Annotated in this window: 14 protein-coding genes; 9 read left to right on the forward strand and 5 right to left on the reverse strand. The window is 41.5% G+C overall.

The window, feature by feature from the left end; genetic code table 11:
- The first annotated feature begins 4 nt into the window (after window positions 1–4).
- A complete protein-coding gene (locus LU635_RS06440; RefSeq protein ID WP_240097362.1) occupies window positions 5–1,132 on the forward strand; it encodes a glycerate kinase in 1,128 nt (375 codons plus the stop codon).
- Entirely contained in the window at window positions 1,133–2,476 is a 1,344-nt protein-coding gene (locus tag LU635_RS06445) for a GntP family permease (RefSeq protein WP_240097364.1), read from the forward strand.
- On the opposite strand, the gene LU635_RS06450 is transcribed toward LU635_RS06445, so the two are convergent.
- The 3 genes from LU635_RS06450 to LU635_RS06460 are packed head-to-tail and all read right to left on the reverse strand — an operon-like array spanning window position 2,467 to window position 4,194.
- Complete coding sequence (locus LU635_RS06450; RefSeq protein WP_240097366.1) at window positions 2,467–2,757, reverse strand: chaperone modulator CbpM; 291 nt, start codon at window positions 2,755–2,757, stop codon at window positions 2,467–2,469. The two genes, LU635_RS06445 and LU635_RS06450, sit on opposite strands and share 10 nt — an antisense overlap.
- Complete coding sequence (locus LU635_RS06455; RefSeq protein ID WP_240097368.1) at window positions 2,754–3,677, reverse strand: DnaJ C-terminal domain-containing protein; 924 nt, start codon at window positions 3,675–3,677, stop codon at window positions 2,754–2,756. Before LU635_RS06455 ends, LU635_RS06450 begins: the two co-directional genes overlap by 4 nt.
- Before the next feature lie 7 nt (window positions 3,678–3,684).
- On the reverse strand, window positions 3,685–4,194 hold the full coding sequence (locus LU635_RS06460) for a DinB family protein (RefSeq protein WP_240097370.1): 510 nt from the start codon (window positions 4,192–4,194) through the stop codon (window positions 3,685–3,687).
- Between the two features lie 266 nt (window positions 4,195–4,460).
- On the opposite strand from LU635_RS06460, the gene LU635_RS06465 reads away from it, so the two are divergent.
- The 6 genes from LU635_RS06465 to LU635_RS06490 all read left to right on the forward strand — a co-directional run bounded on the left by LU635_RS06465 (window position 4,461) and on the right by LU635_RS06490 (window position 10,680).
- The gene (locus tag LU635_RS06465; RefSeq protein ID WP_240097373.1) at window positions 4,461–5,177 is read left to right on the forward strand and encodes a succinate dehydrogenase cytochrome b subunit; all 717 of its coding nucleotides are present in this window, start codon (window positions 4,461–4,463) and stop codon (window positions 5,175–5,177) included.
- Between the two features lie 3 nt (window positions 5,178–5,180).
- Window positions 5,181–7,184: a fumarate reductase/succinate dehydrogenase flavoprotein subunit gene (locus LU635_RS06470; protein ID WP_240097374.1), complete on the forward strand. Its 2,004-nt coding sequence runs from the start codon at window positions 5,181–5,183 to the stop codon at window positions 7,182–7,184.
- Window positions 7,185–7,252: 68 nt separating this feature from the next.
- Window positions 7,253–7,996 carry a succinate dehydrogenase/fumarate reductase iron-sulfur subunit gene (locus LU635_RS06475; RefSeq protein ID WP_240097376.1) on the forward strand — a complete coding sequence of 248 codons (744 nt, stop codon included), beginning with the start codon at window positions 7,253–7,255 and terminating at the stop codon, window positions 7,994–7,996.
- A 79-nt stretch (window positions 7,997–8,075) separates the two neighbouring features.
- Entirely contained in the window at window positions 8,076–9,233 is a 1,158-nt protein-coding gene (locus LU635_RS06480) for a methionine aminotransferase (protein WP_423738486.1), read from the forward strand.
- A gap of 1 nt (window position 9,234) precedes the next feature.
- Window positions 9,235–9,870 (forward strand): ligase-associated DNA damage response endonuclease PdeM, encoded by a 636-nt coding sequence (pdeM, locus tag LU635_RS06485; RefSeq protein WP_240097378.1) that lies wholly within the window; start codon window positions 9,235–9,237, stop codon window positions 9,868–9,870.
- 12 nt (window positions 9,871–9,882) lie between these two features.
- The gene (locus tag LU635_RS06490; protein WP_240097380.1) at window positions 9,883–10,680 is read left to right on the forward strand and encodes a tryptophan-rich sensory protein; all 798 of its coding nucleotides are present in this window, start codon (window positions 9,883–9,885) and stop codon (window positions 10,678–10,680) included.
- Here the strand turns inward: LU635_RS06490 and LU635_RS06495 are convergent.
- On the reverse strand, window positions 10,677–12,032 hold the full coding sequence (locus tag LU635_RS06495) for a dihydrolipoyl dehydrogenase family protein (protein WP_240097382.1): 1,356 nt from the start codon (window positions 12,030–12,032) through the stop codon (window positions 10,677–10,679). The genes LU635_RS06490 and LU635_RS06495 overlap by 4 nt on opposite strands.
- 140 nt (window positions 12,033–12,172) lie before the next feature.
- On the opposite strand from LU635_RS06495, the gene mfd reads away from it, so the two are divergent.
- On the forward strand, window positions 12,173–15,553 hold the full coding sequence (gene mfd, locus LU635_RS06500; RefSeq protein ID WP_240097384.1) for a transcription-repair coupling factor: 3,381 nt from the start codon (window positions 12,173–12,175) through the stop codon (window positions 15,551–15,553).
- Between the two features lie 96 nt (window positions 15,554–15,649).
- On the opposite strand, the gene LU635_RS06505 is transcribed toward mfd, so the two are convergent.
- Window positions 15,650–17,032 (reverse strand): DUF5689 domain-containing protein, encoded by a 1,383-nt coding sequence (locus LU635_RS06505; RefSeq protein WP_240097386.1) that lies wholly within the window; start codon window positions 17,030–17,032, stop codon window positions 15,650–15,652.
- Window position 17,033: the final 1 nt, after the last annotated feature.

Genomic DNA, 17,033 nt, shown 5'->3' on the forward strand with positions numbered 1-17,033 from the left:
TATTTTGAAAATCCTCATCGTTCCCGATTCGTTTAAAGAAAGCCTTTCCGCCAAAAAAGTAGCGAAAGCGATTGCGGAAGGCTTTCTTTCGGTTCGGGACGAACTGGAAATAGAACAGGTGCCATTTTCAGATGGTGGCGAAGGAGCTTTTGATCTATTAGAAGCTCTTGATCTGGGCAAAACTCTAAATGTTGATTGCCAGGATCCTTTAGGAAGAAAACTGAAAGCCCCGTACTTTTTATTTGAGGATGGAAAAAAAGCCTGGATTGAACTTTCACAGGCTTCCGGACTGATGCTTCTGCAAGAAAAGGAACAAAATCCTTTAAAAACTTCCACTTACGGCACCGGACTTCAATTGAAACATGCTATAGAAAATGGTGTTCGTCAAATCTTTCTCGGTATTGGCGGAAGCGCAACGCATGATATTGCCTCAGGAATATTTTCTGCTTTGGGTGGCAAGTTACTGGATAAAAATGGTAAGGAACTTTCAGCATCGGGGGAAGCACTTATCAAATGCGCTTCTATTGAGACAGATGATCTACTTCTGGCTTTAAAAGAATGCGAAATAACGGTTGCATGCGATGTAACCAATTCGCTGCTGGGAGAAAATGGTGCCGCACGTACCTATGCCGCTCAAAAAGGAGCCGATTTGAAAACCATTGAAAAACTGGAAAAAGCCACCAGGAAATTTGCCGATCTTCTGGAAAAAGAATTTCATTGCGAGATTAAAGAAATTCAAGGCGGAGGTGCGGCGGGAGGTGTTTCGGCAGGAATGAAAGCCATTGCCGCAGCAAAGCTTAAACCGGGATTTGAAATTTTAAGTGATCTGGCCTCTCTGGAAGAAAAGATCAAAAAAGCAGATCTCATCATTACCGGGGAAGGAAAAACCGATGCCCAGAGCAAACATGGTAAACTTCCGTTTAAGATTGCCGAGCTTGCGAAAAAACACAATAAACCGGTATGGCTTCTTGCCGGAAGTATTACTGCAAAAAAAGAAGAACTTCATGCTGTTGGCTTTACTAAAATAGCCGCTATAAAAACCGAAAACATGCCTCTGGAGGAAGCTAAAGCCAGAGCATTCGAACTGCTTAAAGAGAAGACTGCTCTCCTCTTTAAAGAAAACCAAACCTAAATGGGACCTGAACTTATAGCAATTGCCGGTATTATTATCTGGATTATAATAGGGACCAGTTACCTTAAGTGGCACCCATTTATAGTATTACTCCTCGCGGCTATAGGCCTCGCTTTTCTATTGGGAATTCCGGCGACCGAAGTTCCCGGGGTCATCAGCGAGGGATTCGGAAATATGTTCGCCGCTATTGGCTTATTGATCCTGTTTGGTTCCTGGATTGGAGTTTCTCTTGAAGCAACGAATGGTACTACTGCCATTGCAAGAGGAATTCTTAAAGCTTTGTCCCGACTTCCAATGCAATACGTACTGGGGTTTCTAGGATATCTGGTTTCGATTCCGGTTTTCTGTGATGCTGCCTTTGTGATCCTGGCCCCTATTGCCAAAAAATTAAGCAGGGGAAGCAAAAAGTATAAAAATGCTCTGGTAGTTGCCCTTTCCACCGGACTATTTTCATCTCACGTTTTGGTACCTCCTACTCCTGGTCCGCTTGCCGCAGCAGCTAATCTCCAGTTAAAAAACATTTCATTACTACTATTGTTTGGTGGTTTACTCGCTTTTCTGCTTATGCTTAGCGGAGCTACCTTTGCTTATTTTATGTCTGGTAAAAATGAGGAAGAATTACAGGCAGAAGATCCTGTTCCATCACCAGAATATGAATCCACACCCAGCCTGCCTTCTTTCAGAATGGCAATTTTGCCCCTCTTAATCCCAATCTTTTTAATGGCACTTCAATCGATAGTTCCTTTAATGATTGATGAGAAAAATATCTTTTTACAGATCATCAGTTTTCTGGGCTCTCCAACTATAGCATTACTTCTGGGAGCAGTAGCCGGATTCTGGATGTGCTTCAAACATGGCACCAACCTTTATAAGATCATTGAAAAAGGGATTTTACAGGCCGCTCCTATTTTACTTATCACCGCCATGGGTGGCGCCCTGGGAAAAATTATAGGCTATGCCTCCCTAACAGATAATCTTGGCCTGGACATGTTCCAAAACAGCTGGGGACTGGCATTGCCCTTCCTCTTATCGGCCTTGTTAAAATCAGCACAGGGATCTTCAACCGTGGCTATAATTACCGTTTCTTCCCTCATGTTTCCTTTGCTTGGAGTATTAGGTTTGGATAGCGAAATGGGCAAAGTATGGGTTATTCTTGCCGTTGGTGCTGGAGCTGTGACCGTCTCACATGCCAATGATTCTTATTTCTGGATCGTTAGTCAGATGGGGGAATTACCTGTGAAGCAGGCTTACAAAACTCATACCCTGGCCACCCTGATTCAGGGAATAACCGGGCTAATAATTATTCTCGCAGGGCATGCGATGTGGCAGGTTTTTTATTCATAAAGGCCAAGGCGGTTCCTTAACCTTCGGTTATCTTGCTGAAGTTTATCTATTTGCTGTAACAGATGATGAATTGCTTCCAGCCCTTCCAGATTGATCTCCAGGTCCCGTGAAAGGCGAATCATTCTTTCAAATTCACTAAGATGTTCATCAGGAATATATTCAGTTTCTTCTATTTTCACGATCTCTATAATACCGCTTTCAAAAAGGTAACTCACAAACTTTCGCTCCACTTTATAACGTATACAAATCTCTTCCGCAGGAATTAAATTATCTTTCTTCATAATCCTGTTTTTTGAAGTTCCCTGAATAACCGTTCTTGGTCATTATTTAGATGCTTTGGCAATTTCACCTTATAAGTTATGAAAAGATCACCAAATTGGCCTTCTTTCTTATATTTTGGAAAACCTTTGCCTTTTAGTTTCACTTTAGTTCCATTCTGAGTTCCGGGTTTCACCTTCAGTTTCACTTTACCATCAAAGGTCCTTACATGAATCTCTCCCCCAAGAACAGCGGTGGTAAGATCTATCTCTTCAGTAGAATAAAGGTTTTCCCTTTCTCTGCGGAAACCGGTATCGTTAAGTATATTGAAAGTGATGTAAAGATCACCCTTAGGTCCACCCTGGACGCCAGGCCCACCGTGACCTCTTATCTTAATGGTCTGGCCGTTTTCCACCCCGGCCGGAATAGTAAGGCGGATGTTCTTTCCGTTTACGGTAAGTGTGTGCTTCTTACTTTTATAAACCTCGCTTAACTTTAGTTGAAGTTCGGCATTATAGTCCTGGCCCTTAAAATGGCCTCCGCGATGTGAGCCCCTGGCCCGGGCACGGCCTCCAAACATCTGTTCAAAGAAATCTGAAAAGGTGTCATCATCAAAACTTCCTGAATATGTATAGGACTGCCCTCCTCCACCAAATCCGCCTCCAAATCCGCCACCGCTAGCAGCCTGTTGCCTTCTGGCCTCTTCGAACTGGTCTGCATGCTTCCAGTCTTTGCCATATTCGTCATATTTTTTCCTTTTCTCGGGATCACTCAGAACTTCATTAGCCTCATTGATCTGCTGAAAACGAAGTTGTGCATCTTTGTCATTAGGATTAAGGTCTGGATGATATTTTCGGGCTAGCTTGCGATACGCCTTCTTGATATCAGCCTGTGAAGCCGATTTATCCAGTTCTAAAAGTTTGTAGTAGTCTATAAATTCCATTTAGAGCTTAAGCTTTAAAGACACCTGAGTCCTGTTCCTTTTTCTTAAACTGACTTTCTATTAGCCCAATTTGGCCGAGATGGTAAATATCATGCTGGATTATACCACGAAGCAGATATTCAAAATCATAATCCTCGCCTTTTACTTTTTCGTCCAGAAATGAATCGTCTTTCATTTCCTCCAAAAGCCTATATATTTCGCTTTGAGCTGCTACCAGTTTTCGCTTTAAGACCTCCCATTCCTGAGCAGAAGTTATTTCGATTTCAGGCCAGTCATCTTCAGAATCCGGTTCTATGGCATACTCATCGTTCGATTTTAGTTTTTCGATCGCAAAAGTTTTCCATGCGATGAGATGTGCCACGATTTCTGCACAACTATGAGATTCCGGAACACAGGTCTTATATCCAATTTTATAAGGTACGTTCTCCAGCTTCCTCATAACCGAATGTCCGTACCACGCTTCTCCCTCGAATATTTCCGACATGGATCTTACAAGTTCATTTATTCTATTCTTCATTTGGTAGCGGATGAATATGAAAATTACGAAAATTGACCTTTAAGGGCCGTTAAGCTTTTGCCAAAAACCGTTTATTACAAGGCTACTAGGCCATTTTAGAAATTTTATACCCCAAACCTCTCAGCCCTTTTAAATTCAAAAGAATTAACAAATCATAAAGTACTTTAAACTAGTTCTAAATAGACCTTAAAAAGATTGCCAAAGTTTGTTAAAAATCAATATGAAGCGTATTTTTGCTTCACTCTATCAAATAATTCAAAACATTTATGGCGAAATCTGCGCTTTTAAAGTCATCTCTTGCGAAAAAATACTGGATGGCTTTCACCGGCCTTTTTCTGTGCCTGTTTTTAGTAGGACATCTTTTCGGAAATCTACAATTACTTATCCCCGTGGGTGAAGGCGCCCGGGACCAGTTCAATGAATATGCACTGTTCATGACGACCAACCCGGCAGTTAAGGTATTATCTTATCTCACTTATTTAAGTATCATCTTTCATGCTATCGACGGAATCTTGCTTACCATTAACAACCGAAAGGCCAGGCCTCAGGGCTATGTAAGTTTTAAACCTTCAACCAACAGTATGTGGTCCTCCAGAAATATGGGGATTCTTGGCACGGTTATTCTTGCATTTATTATTGTTCATATGGCCATGTTCTGGGGACAAATGAAATTTGGCGGACTAGATGATACAATTTACACCACAGCAAATGGCGAGCAAGTAGAAGATCTGTACACTTTAACCATCAAGACTTTTCAGGATGCCCAGTATGGATTGCTTTGGGCTATTGCTTATGCTGTGGCAATGATCGCTATCGCTTTTCACCTTTCTCATGGTTTTTCAAGCGGTTTTCAGTCACTTGGTATTAACCATCCAAAATACAATGGGTTTATAAGGAAGTTCGGTTTGGCCTTCGCCATTCTTATTCCGCTGGCATTCGCCGTGATCCCTTTTTATATTCACTTTGTATTAGAAAAAATTTAAGCTATGGGAATATTTGAATCTAAAACACCTAAAGGCCCATTGGCAGATAAGTGGACCAATCACAAAAATGATATAAATCTTGTTAACCCGGCCAACAAACGTAATATTGATATTATCGTCGTTGGTACCGGTCTTGCTGGCGGAAGTGCTGCTGCAACTCTGGCCGAGCTGGGTTATAATGTAAAGACATTTTGCTACCAGGATTCTCCACGAAGGGCTCACTCAATTGCGGCCCAGGGAGGTATCAATGCAGCCAAGAACTACCAGGGAGATGGTGATTCTATTTACCGTCTCTTCTACGATACTATCAAAGGTGGTGACTACCGCTCAAGAGAATCCAACGTATATAGACTTGCGGAAGTTTCAGGAAACATCATAGACCAGTGCGTGGCACAGGGAGTTCCTTTTGCCCGTGAATATGGTGGCCTTCTGGATAACCGTTCTTTTGGAGGAGTTCTCGTATCAAGAACATTCTACGCTAAAGGACAGACAGGTCAGCAGTTATTGCTTGGAGCTTATTCTGCTATGAACCGTCAAATCAATCGCGGAAAGATCCAGTCGTTTAACAGGCATGAGATGCTTGAGATCGTAAAGGTTGATGGTAAGGCTCGTGGAATTATCGCCAGAGACCTTGTAACAGGAGAACTTGAAAGACATTCAGCTCATGCCGTGGTTATCGCTTCAGGAGGTTACGGAAATGTTTTCTTCCTTTCAACTAATGCAATGGGAAGTAACGTAACGGCCAGCTGGAAAATACATAAAAAGGGGGCTTACTTTGCCAATCCTTGTTTCACCCAGATACACCCTACCTGTATTCCGGTATCAGGAGATCATCAGTCTAAACTTACGCTGATGTCCGAATCCCTTCGTAATGATGGTAGAATCTGGGTTCCGAAGAAAAAAGAAGATGCTGAAGCCATTAGGAACGGCAAGAAAAAGCCGACCGAGCTTTCAGAAGAAGAAAGAGATTATTACTTAGAGAGAAGGTATCCGGCATTTGGAAACCTTGTGCCACGTGATGTTGCCTCCAGGGCAGCAAAAGAGCGTTGTGATGCAGGTTTTGGAGTGAATAAGACCGGAGAGGCCGTTTATCTTGATTTCAGTTCAGCTATCATGCGTTATGGTAAGGAAGCTGCAACCACTCAGAAAATAGACAATCCTTCAGACGAAAAAATAAAACAGTTAGGAAAAGAGGTTGTAGAAGCCAAATATGGTAACCTCTTCCAGATGTATGAAAAGATCGTTGATGAGAATCCATACGAAACTCCAATGATGATCTATCCTGCAGTCCACTACACTATGGGAGGTGTTTGGGTAGATTATGATTTACAAACTACCATTCCGGGTTGCTACGCCATCGGGGAAGCCAACTTCTCAGATCACGGCGCCAACAGGCTTGGAGCTTCTGCCCTGATGCAGGGTCTTGCTGACGGATATTTCGTGTTGCCTTATACCATTGGTAATTATCTTTCTAACGACATCAGGACCGGTGCAATACCAACTGATTCTCCGGAATTTGAAGCAGCTGAAGCTGAAGCTCGTGAAAGGATAGAAAAATTCATCAATAATAAGGGAACCAAATCTGTAGACCACTTCCATAAACTTTTAGGTAAGATCATGTGGAATAAGGTTGGAATGGCCAGGAATGCTGAAGGTCTCAAAGAGGCAATTCAAGAGATCAGCCAGCTTCGGGAGGAATTCTGGAAAGATGTAAAAGTTCCCGGGAGTGCTAATGAAATGAACGCCGAGCTCGAAAAAGCAGGTAGGGTGGCCGATTTTCTTGAACTTGGAGAATTATTTGCGAAAGATGCACTTCACAGAAATGAATCCTGTGGAGGTCACTTTAGAGAAGAATACCAGACCGAAGAAGGAGAAGCCCTTCGTGATGACGAAAACTTTATGTATGTAGCGGCCTGGGAATACACAGGTAAGCCCGGAGAAGCCATACTTCACAAAGAAGAACTGGAATACGAGGATATCGAAGTAAAAACAAGGAGCTATAAATAGATTTGAGATCTTAGTGTTGAGAGGTTAGATGCTCAATACTCAATTCTCAACACTCAATACTGTAGAATATGAACCTTACATTAAAAATATGGCGTCAGAAGAACGCCGACACTAAAGGAAAAGCAGTAACCTATCAAGTTGCAGACATCTCTCCTGATATGTCTTTTCTTGAAATGATGGACGTTCTTAATGAGCAGCTTATCGAAAAGGGGGATGAACCTGTAGCTTTTGATCACGACTGTCGTGAAGGGATTTGCGGATCCTGTAACCTGCAGATCAACGGTGAGCCTCATGGCCCGGACCGTGGCGTAACTACCTGCCAGCTGCACATGAGAAAATTCAAAGATGGAGATACCATCGTTATTGAACCTTTTCGCGCCAAGGCATTTCCTGTTATAAAGGATCTTGTGGTAGACCGCAGTGCTTTTGACCGTATTCAGCAGGCCGGTGGATATATTTCGGTGAACACCTCTGGAAACACTCAGGATGCCAACTCTATTCCAATTGAAAAGGACCATGCAGATATGTCTTTCTATGCAGCTACCTGCATTGGTTGTGGTGCCTGTGTTGCGGCATGCAAGAATGCAAGCGCTATGTTATTCACCGCTGCCAAGGTAAGTCAGTTCTCATTGCTTCCACAGGGTGAGGTTGAAGCAGATCGCCGGGTACTTCAGATGGTCGAGCAAATGGACAAGGAAGGTTTTGGTAACTGTACCAATACAGGAGCTTGTGAAATTGAATGTCCTAAAGGAATCTCTTTGGAAAACATTGCAAGAATGAACAGAGAGTATCTGAAAGCCAGTGTAAAATAATTAACAATCGTTTAATTAGATATAGATGATCCCGGACTTTGCAGTCCGGGATTTTTTATGCATTTTGATTAAAAATTCTATGATGCCAGTTCTTAGGAATATTTCCTCCAAATTACCGGATACCACTCCGAGCATTTTTTCTCTGATGAGCGGGATGGCCAATGAATATAATGCCATTAACCTTTCACAGGGTTTTCCGAATTTTGAAACCGACAAAAAGTTGAAAGATCTGGTGACAAAGGCAATGAATAATGGTTACAATCAATATCCACCATCACATGGAGTAGAAGAACTAAGAGAAGAGATCATAAACAAAATTGCCAATCTCTACGATAAGGAATACGATCCGGAAACTGAAATAACCCTTACTGCCGGGGCAACCCAGGCTTTGTACTGCGCAATTACGGCCTTTATTCATCCTGGAGATGAAGTTATTGTTCTTAAACCTGCTTATGACAGTTATGAGCCTACCATCAGGATAAACGGCGGTAAACCGGTTCTTATTCAGCTAAAGGGTGAAGATTATAAGGTTGATTGGAACGAAGTTAATAAAGCTATTACTCCAAGGACGAGGATGATCGTTATAAATACCCCACATAATCCAACAGGAACCATTCTTTCAGAGGAGGATATGAAAAATCTGGAACAAATCTTAGACGGAACCGATATCATCCTTTTAAGCGATGAAGTTTATGAGCATCTGATCTTTGATGGAAAGGAACATCAAAGTGCCTCAAAGTTTCCAGGCCTTTCAGAAAGAGCCGTCGTTTGTGCATCCTTCGGAAAAACCTTTCATAATACCGGCTGGAAAACAGGTTACTGTGTTGCGCCCGAATATTTAATGAAAGAAATATGGAAGGTACATGAGGTAACGGTTTTTTCGGTGAACCATCCGATGCAAAGGGCCTACGCTGAATATATTAAGAAGCCGGAACATTACCTGGAACTTTCTCCATTTTATCAGAAAAAACGGGATCTCTTTCTGAACTTAATAGAGCAATCCCGGTTTAGCTATACCCCATCTTCCGGCACCTATTTTCAGCTTTTAAATTATTCTGAAATCACCCAGGAAAATGATGTGACCTTTGCTGAAAAACTGGTTAAAGAAAACGGTCTGGCCGCAATTCCGGTTTCAGTCTTCAATATAGATCAGAAAGACCATAAACAACTCCGATTCTGTTTTGCCAAAACTGATGAAACCCTGGAACGGGCCGCAGAAATATTGTGTAAACTATAATATGAACCTGAACATACGGATAAGAAACCGTGATTTTGTATTACATCCTTCCGGAGCTGTTTACTGGCCGGAACAGGAAATATTACTAATCGCCGATGTACACCTGGGGAAAATTTCGCATTTCAGAAAACACGGGAGTGCTGTACCCGCAAATGCCATAGCCGGTAATTTTAGAAAAATGGATCAGCTTATCAAAGAGTTTGATCCCGAACACATAGTTTTTTTGGGAGATCTCTTCCATAGCTCCCTAAATATGGAGTGGAATATGTTTGAGGAATGGCATTCAACACTCGACAACCAGGTACATCTCATTGCTGGAAATCATGATATTATCTCGCCTCTTAAATATGAAAAACTGGGTATAAAACTTTTTCCTGAAATTGAGGCAGATGGGTTTCTTTTAAGTCACCATCCCCAAAAAACAAATGATCTGTTCAATCTTTGTGGTCATATTCATCCGGGTTATAAAATGAGAGGTGATGGCAAACAAGTATTGAAACTTTCATGTTTCTTCCAGGGACCTAACCAGTTAATATTGCCCGCATTCGGAGATTTTACAGGCAATTATTTTATGGAACCGGAAGAGGAAGACCGGGTTTTTGCCATCACCGGAAAAGAAGTAATTTTAGTAACCTAAATTTCGCTGATCATGTTAAAGAAACTGGCCATTTTCAATTTTCTGTCTGTGGTACTTGCACTTGGGATAAATTTCCTGGCACAAACCGGACAGATCAATGGAAAGACCATTGGCGAAATAAGTGATAAATACCCTAACCTTTTCACACCAGCTGATTATGCTTTCGTCATCTGGGGCCCAATATTTATAGGCTTACTGGCTTTTTCAGGTTTTATGGTTTACCAGGCTTTTTCCAATGGAAAATATACCGGTTTTATAAAGAACACATCGGGCTGGTTTATAGTTGCCAACATAGCAATGAGCTGCTGGATAATTGCATGGCTTTACGAATACATTGGGCTTTCGGTGATCTTTATGTTCCTTATACTGATGAAACTATTGAAAATCATCCTTAATAATAATATGGAGAAATGGGATGCCCCTATCCAGACTATTGCATTTTACTGGTGGCCTATCTGCCTTTTTTCAGGCTGGATAAGTGTGGCAGTAATTGCAAATATGGCTTCCTATCTTTCAAAAACTGGCTGGGATGGCGCTATTTTTTCTGAAGTAGAGTGGACCGTTATCATGATAGGTGTGGCAACCATAATTAACCTGCTTATGATACATCTTAGAAATATGCGTGAATTTGCTGCTGTAGGTATCTGGGCTTTAATTGCAATTTATGTGCGGCATCAGGGGGCTGAAGAATTAATAGCAAAAACCGCGCTGGGCGGCGCCATACTGTTATTACTCAATATCACATACCACGCCTTTATCAATCGTAAAACCAATCCGGTCTATCGATTACTGCATGGTGATAAGATTTAAACCATAGACTTTATATCCCCGGCCCATGTTGGATAAGTAAATATCATCCTCTTTAAGGTATCGCAATCCAGTTTTCCACACATGGCCATGACGAACATATTTATCATTTCACTGGCCTCCGCACTTACAAGGTGTGCCCCCAGGATCAGACCTGTTTTTTTATCAACCAGGGTTTTAAAAGCATAATAATTATCATTAATCCTTTTAGAATTGAACCAATCCGGGACATTCTTCTGCTCCACATGAAAATCATATCCTTCTTCCCTGGCCTGCTTTTCATTCAATCCTACTGAAGCCAGGTTAGGAATGGTAAATACCACCGAAGGCTGCGGGGGAAAATCAACGGTTTTTGCCCTGTCCTTATTCAGGATATTAGCTGCGACTATCCTGGCCTCCTGGGATGATAATGGTGTTAAAGGCAGACCTTCGCTGGCTGAAACGTCACCACAGGCATATACACTTTTATTGCTTGTGTTCTGAAGATGTTCATTTACCGTGATTCCTTTTTTTGAATATTCAACATTCCCTTTTTCGAGATCCAGTTCATCTATTGATGGAACCCGACCGGCAGCATTAACCACCATTTTGGCTTTAACAGAAATTTCATTCCCGTTCTGATCTGCAGTAACCCGGAAGTTGGTTTGAAGCTTTTCAATTTCCTCCACCTTTGCGTTGAAGATAAATTTGATACCAATGTCTTCTGAGGCCTGCTGAAGGTATTTCACCATATCCTCATCAAAGTTATTAAGTGATCTGGATTCAGCATCCATTACTGTAACATCCACGCCACACCGGGCAGCCATATGCGCGAATTCCATTCCTACATATCCTGCTCCTATAAAAATGATACTTTCCGGTAGTTCTTCCAGCTCAAGAAAATCATCGCTTATAATCGGAAGATGTCCGCCCGGCACAGGCAATTCCAGAGGTTTGTTTCCCGTAGCAATAACGATCTTTTTTGCATTCACAGTTTTCCCTTCTACCGAAAGGCTGTTTTCATCAAGGAATTTAGGAGACTGATGATACATTTTGATACCAAGGGATTCAAGATTCTTTTCTGTCGCTGCCGGAACAGCATCGGTAAAAGTCTTTTTGAAATTCATAAGATCTCTCCAGCTGAATTCGGGCATTTTTGTAATACCCTTTCCTTTAATTTTTTCAGCCCTGTCGATGATTTCTGTTAGTCCTAGTAGAACTTTTTTAGGGTCACAGCCACGATTAGGGCAGGTTCCTCCAAATTCCCGGTTATCGGCAATGGCCACTTTCAAGCCTTCTGCCGCACATTCCCTGGCTACACTTTTTCCGGCGGTTCCCGTACCTATCACAAAAACGTCAAATTCTTCAATCCCCATATTAATCCGTTTTGAATGAATGTAATTATCCTTTAACAGATTCTGCGTTAGAGAAATGGTAAAATTCACAAATGCTATATAATCGTTAAAAATGAAATTTTTGGTTGTAAGGCTTTGAGTATGAAATTATCTTTGTGGCAATGAGTATAAATCTTATCGCCAAAAGTTTTGCACAATCCCCGCTACAGCAGGAATTGCAGAACGCTATTTCCAATTCTGAAAATCTAACTGAAAAATCACATTTAAAAGGCCTTGTAGGATCGGCTTTGTCTTTTGTGATTTCAAATGCCTTTAAAGAGTCAGACCGACCTTTCCTGCTCATTTTCAACGATAAGGAAGAAGCGGCCTATTACCTTAATGACCTAGAACAGCTCGTTGGCGAAAAGAACGTACTTTTTTATCCGGGTAGCTATCGAAGACCTTATCAAATTGAGGAAACCGACAACGCTAACGTGCTTTTAAGGGCAGAAGTACTTAACCGCATTAACTCCCGAAAGAAACCGGCCATAATTGTCACCTATCCGGATGCGCTTTTTGAAAAGGTAGTGACCAGGAAGGAACTGGACAGAAGCACTCTGAAGATCACGATTGGCGATGAACTTTCCATAGACTTTGTAAACGAAGTTCTTTTTGAATATCAGTTCAAAAGGGTGGATTTTGTAACCGAGCCGGGTGAATTTTCCGTTCGCGGGGGGATAATTGATGTTTTTTCCTTCAGCCATGATGAGCCTTACCGGATCGAATTTTTTGGAGATGAAGTTGACAGCATAAGGACCTTTGATGTTGAAACCCAGCTATCTACCGACAAAAAGAAGAAGATTTCAGTAATGCCGAATGTTGAAAACAAACATCTGGACGAGGTAAGGGAAAGTTTCCTTAAATATATTTCAGCAAAAACGGTAGTTTTCATAAAAAACCTGGATCTGCTTTCTGCCCAGGCTGATAAACTCTTCCAAAAAGCCGAAGAAGCCTTCAAAGAACTTTCAGAAGATGTAAAACACAGTGAACCCAAAGAATTGTTCTGCAATGCTGAATTGCTTAAAAAACAATTCCTTGATTACTCCATTGTGGAACTCAGCAACCAGGCTTTTCTGAATCCGGAGAAACAAATAAAGTTCAATACCAAACCTCAGCCTTCATTTAACAAGCAATTCGATCTACTAATTGATGATCTTATTGAAAACCAGGAAGCCGGTTACTCAAATTTCATTTGTTGCGTTAGTGAGCAGCAGGCTAAGCGATTTCACGATATTTTCGATGATCAGGAGAAGGAGGTTAAATATCAGACACCTGTTTTCTCAATGTTCCAGGGTTTTATCGATGAAGATTCCAAAACGGTTTGTTATACAGATCATCAGATCTTTGAACGTTATCATAAATTCCATCTGAAGAATGGTTACGCTAAAAAACAGGCGATAACTCTAAAGGAATTAACCAATCTTGAGGTCGGCGATTATGTGACTCATATTGACCACGGAATTGGAAAATTTGGCGGGCTTCAAAAGATAGATGTTGAAGGAAAGAAACAGGAAGCTATCAAACTTATCTACGGAGAAAGGGATATTCTTTACCTGAGCATACATTCCCTCCATAAAATCTCCAAGTTCAACGGGAAGGACGGCAAGCCCCCGAAGATCTATAAACTGGGAAGTAATGCCTGGAAAAATCTTAAGAAGAAGACCAAGGCACGGGTCAAGCATATCGCTTATGACCTTATAAAACTTTACGCCAAACGCCGACTCGAAAAAGGTTTCAAATATGACCCGGATTCCTACTTGCAGCATGAACTGGAAGCGTCGTTCATGTATGAAGATACTCCCGATCAAAGTTCGGCAACCGAAGCGGTGAAAAAAGATATGGAAAATGAGAAGCCCATGGATCGCCTGGTTTGCGGGGATGTAGGTTTCGGAAAAACCGAAGTTGCCATTCGCGCGGCATTTAAAGCTGTGGACAATAACAAACAGGTTGCCGTTCTGGTGCCAACCACTATTCTCGCCTTCCAGCATCACCAGACCTTTACTGAAAGGCTGAAGGATTTCCCGGTTCGGATAGATTACCTGAATCGTTTCAGAACAGCCAGGGAGCGCAGGGAAACCCTGCAAGACCTGGAAAGTGGTAAGGTAGATATAATCATAGGGACACATCAACTGGTTAACAAAGCCGTAAAATTCAAAGATCTTGGCTTACTAATAGTAGATGAAGAGCAGAAATTTGGAGTGGCAGTAAAGGATAAGTTGAAAACGATAAAAGAGAATGTTGATACACTTACACTTACTGCAACACCAATTCCAAGGACTTTACAGTTTAGTTTAATGGCGGCCCGAGACCTTTCAACCATCACCACTCCGCCTCCCAACCGTTATCCTATAGAATCACATGTGATCAGATTTTCAGAAGAGATCATCAGAGACGCGATCTCTTATGAAATACAACGAGGCGGGCAGGTCTTCTTCATTCATAACCGGGTAGAGAATATCAAGGAAGTTGCCGGGATGATCCAGCGGTTAGTACCCGATGCAAAGATAGGCGTGGGCCACGGGCAGATGGAAGGAAAGAAACTGGAAAAATTAATGCTAAGCTTTATTAATGGCGAGTTTGATGTACTGGTTTCCACAACCATTGTGGAAAGCGGCCTGGATGTTTCAGATGCCAATACCATTTTCATCAACAACGCCAATAACTTTGGCCTGTCAGACCTTCACCAGATGCGTGGCCGTGTAGGAAGAAGTAATAAGAAAGCATTCTGTTATTTTATCACTCCGCCTTATTCTGCAATGACCGAAGATGCCAGAAAGCGTATTACCGCACTCGAACAGTTTACAGAGTTAGGCAGCGGATTCAATATTGCAATGAAGGACCTTGAAATTAGGGGAGCAGGAGATCTTTTAGGAGGCGAACAAAGTGGATTCATCAATGAGATCGGTTTTGATACTTATCAGAAGATCCTGAATGAGGCGATAGAAGAATTAAAAGAGAACGAGTTCCGGGATCTGTATGCCGAAACCGAAGATATAGAACATAAGGATTTTGTTAAAGACACCCAGATCGATACTGATTTCGAATTGTTATTCCCCGATGATTATATCAATAATATTACTGAAAGACTGAATCTTTACACCAAGCTGAACGAGCTTAAGAACGAAGAAGAACTTCAGAAATTTGAAGAAGAACTTATAGACAGGTTTGGCGAATTACCGGTACAGGCGGTAGACCTTCTGAATAGTGTACGGATAAAGTGGATTGCTTCACATATGGGGCTCGAAAAGATCATAATGAAAAAAGGTAAATTCGTAGGTTATTTTATTTCCGATCAAAAATCAAGATTCTACCAGACAAACAACTTTACGAAGATCCTTCAGTATGTTCAAAGTCACCCTCAAACCTGTAAAATGAAAGAGAAGGAAACCAGAAACGGTTTGCGCTTACTTCTAACTTTCGAAAAGGTGACTTCAGTAGAAAAAGCCTTAAAGGTATTAAAGCCGCTGGATTTCAGGGAAAAGAAGGAAGAACCAGTTAGTTAAAAACAAACTTCTAAATTCAAAATTAATTCCCGGACCTTCCGTCAGATTACATCTGACACCTTCCCTAAAATTTAGGGAAGGAGCTTTTTGAATAAATTAATCTCCAATTACCCTAACATTATCCAGATCGTAAGTCGTGGTTTTATCTGGTGCCGATCCCAGGTATCTGAACCCAATCCAGACTTTCCCATCGAGACAGGAAATATCGATTTTAGATTTTGTGAAAATCCTGGAATTACTGCCGGAGGGTCCAAGAGGTATATGGGCATCTAACGATGTCCATTCAGTTGTTCGCGGATCTCCGGTGAAATCATCGCTTATGAAAACCTCCATTATAAGGCCTTTATCAAAAGAGGATAGAATATCAAAGCTCAGGACTTCATTTATGGAATTATCCAGGTTTATCACTGGGGTCACCAGCCAGGCTTCCAAAGGACTTTCCAAGGTATTGTAGGCCGATATTCTCAAAAGCCTGTTGCCACTTGAAAGCGTTGGTTTGAATTTCACTTCTCCTCCACTTACATTTAAATTGGTCCAGCGCCTGGAAGTAAGTATCGTACTGGAAGTCACTCCTTCAAAATTCTCTTCAAATAATATCTTTGAACCTTCATTTATATTTTCTCCACACTCCAGATAGGCTGGATCACATCGGGAATCGTTCATATTCAATTTATCTGGAGAATTGACCACGATTACATAATGCTCATCATAAAAATCCCTGGTTAAAATTCCTTCCACACTACCGGATCCTTCCGGAATCAAAAGCGATTTAAAATTTGAAAAAGTACTGGTGCTAAGCAGAACAGTTTCGCCAGTCTCGCAACTTTCCAACTGACGTTCCCCATCATATTGATCGGCCGGGTTTGATGCAAATGAATAAATATGGTCTTCCTTTACCAGATTCCTGTCAAACTGAACATTTTCAAGCCTTACATACAGGTTCTTCATTTCAGCAGAAAAATCAGAAATTTTAATACTCATAGGAATAACTTCTGCTGTTTGCCCCGTTCTTATCACATGGTCATCGATCATGGAATTCGGAATTGGGACCACATCTCCCCTGTTCTGAATTCCTAATTGCAAAACCCCGTTGTTATACCACAGACTGAGGCCGTCTAGTTTTACATAGATCTTTCTCCCAAAATTGAAGGTTTCAAAGAGTGAATTATGATCAAGCAGAAGATGAATTCCGGAAGTAGGATTCGAAGGTTTGTCCTGAATGATCAATTCTTTATAGAAATTCCCACCAGCATCATCAGAGATCACATAGCCCATTAACCACGTATTCGTTTCCTGAAAAGTATATATCTGTCCCGTGGTAAAGTTATAATTACCCTTTACAGCCTCTATACTAGTAGTGAGGTTCCCTTCAATTTCCACTTCAGTAGCATCCATCGGAGGGAGTTCAAAATCATCGGTCGTTACACAGCTATTGCCCGTTAATAAAATCAATAAGATTCCTGTTTTTAAAATCTTCATA

It is taken from the genome of Christiangramia crocea, from assembly GCF_022410465.1.
Classification (GTDB): Bacteria; Bacteroidota; Bacteroidia; order Flavobacteriales; family Flavobacteriaceae; genus Christiangramia; species Christiangramia crocea.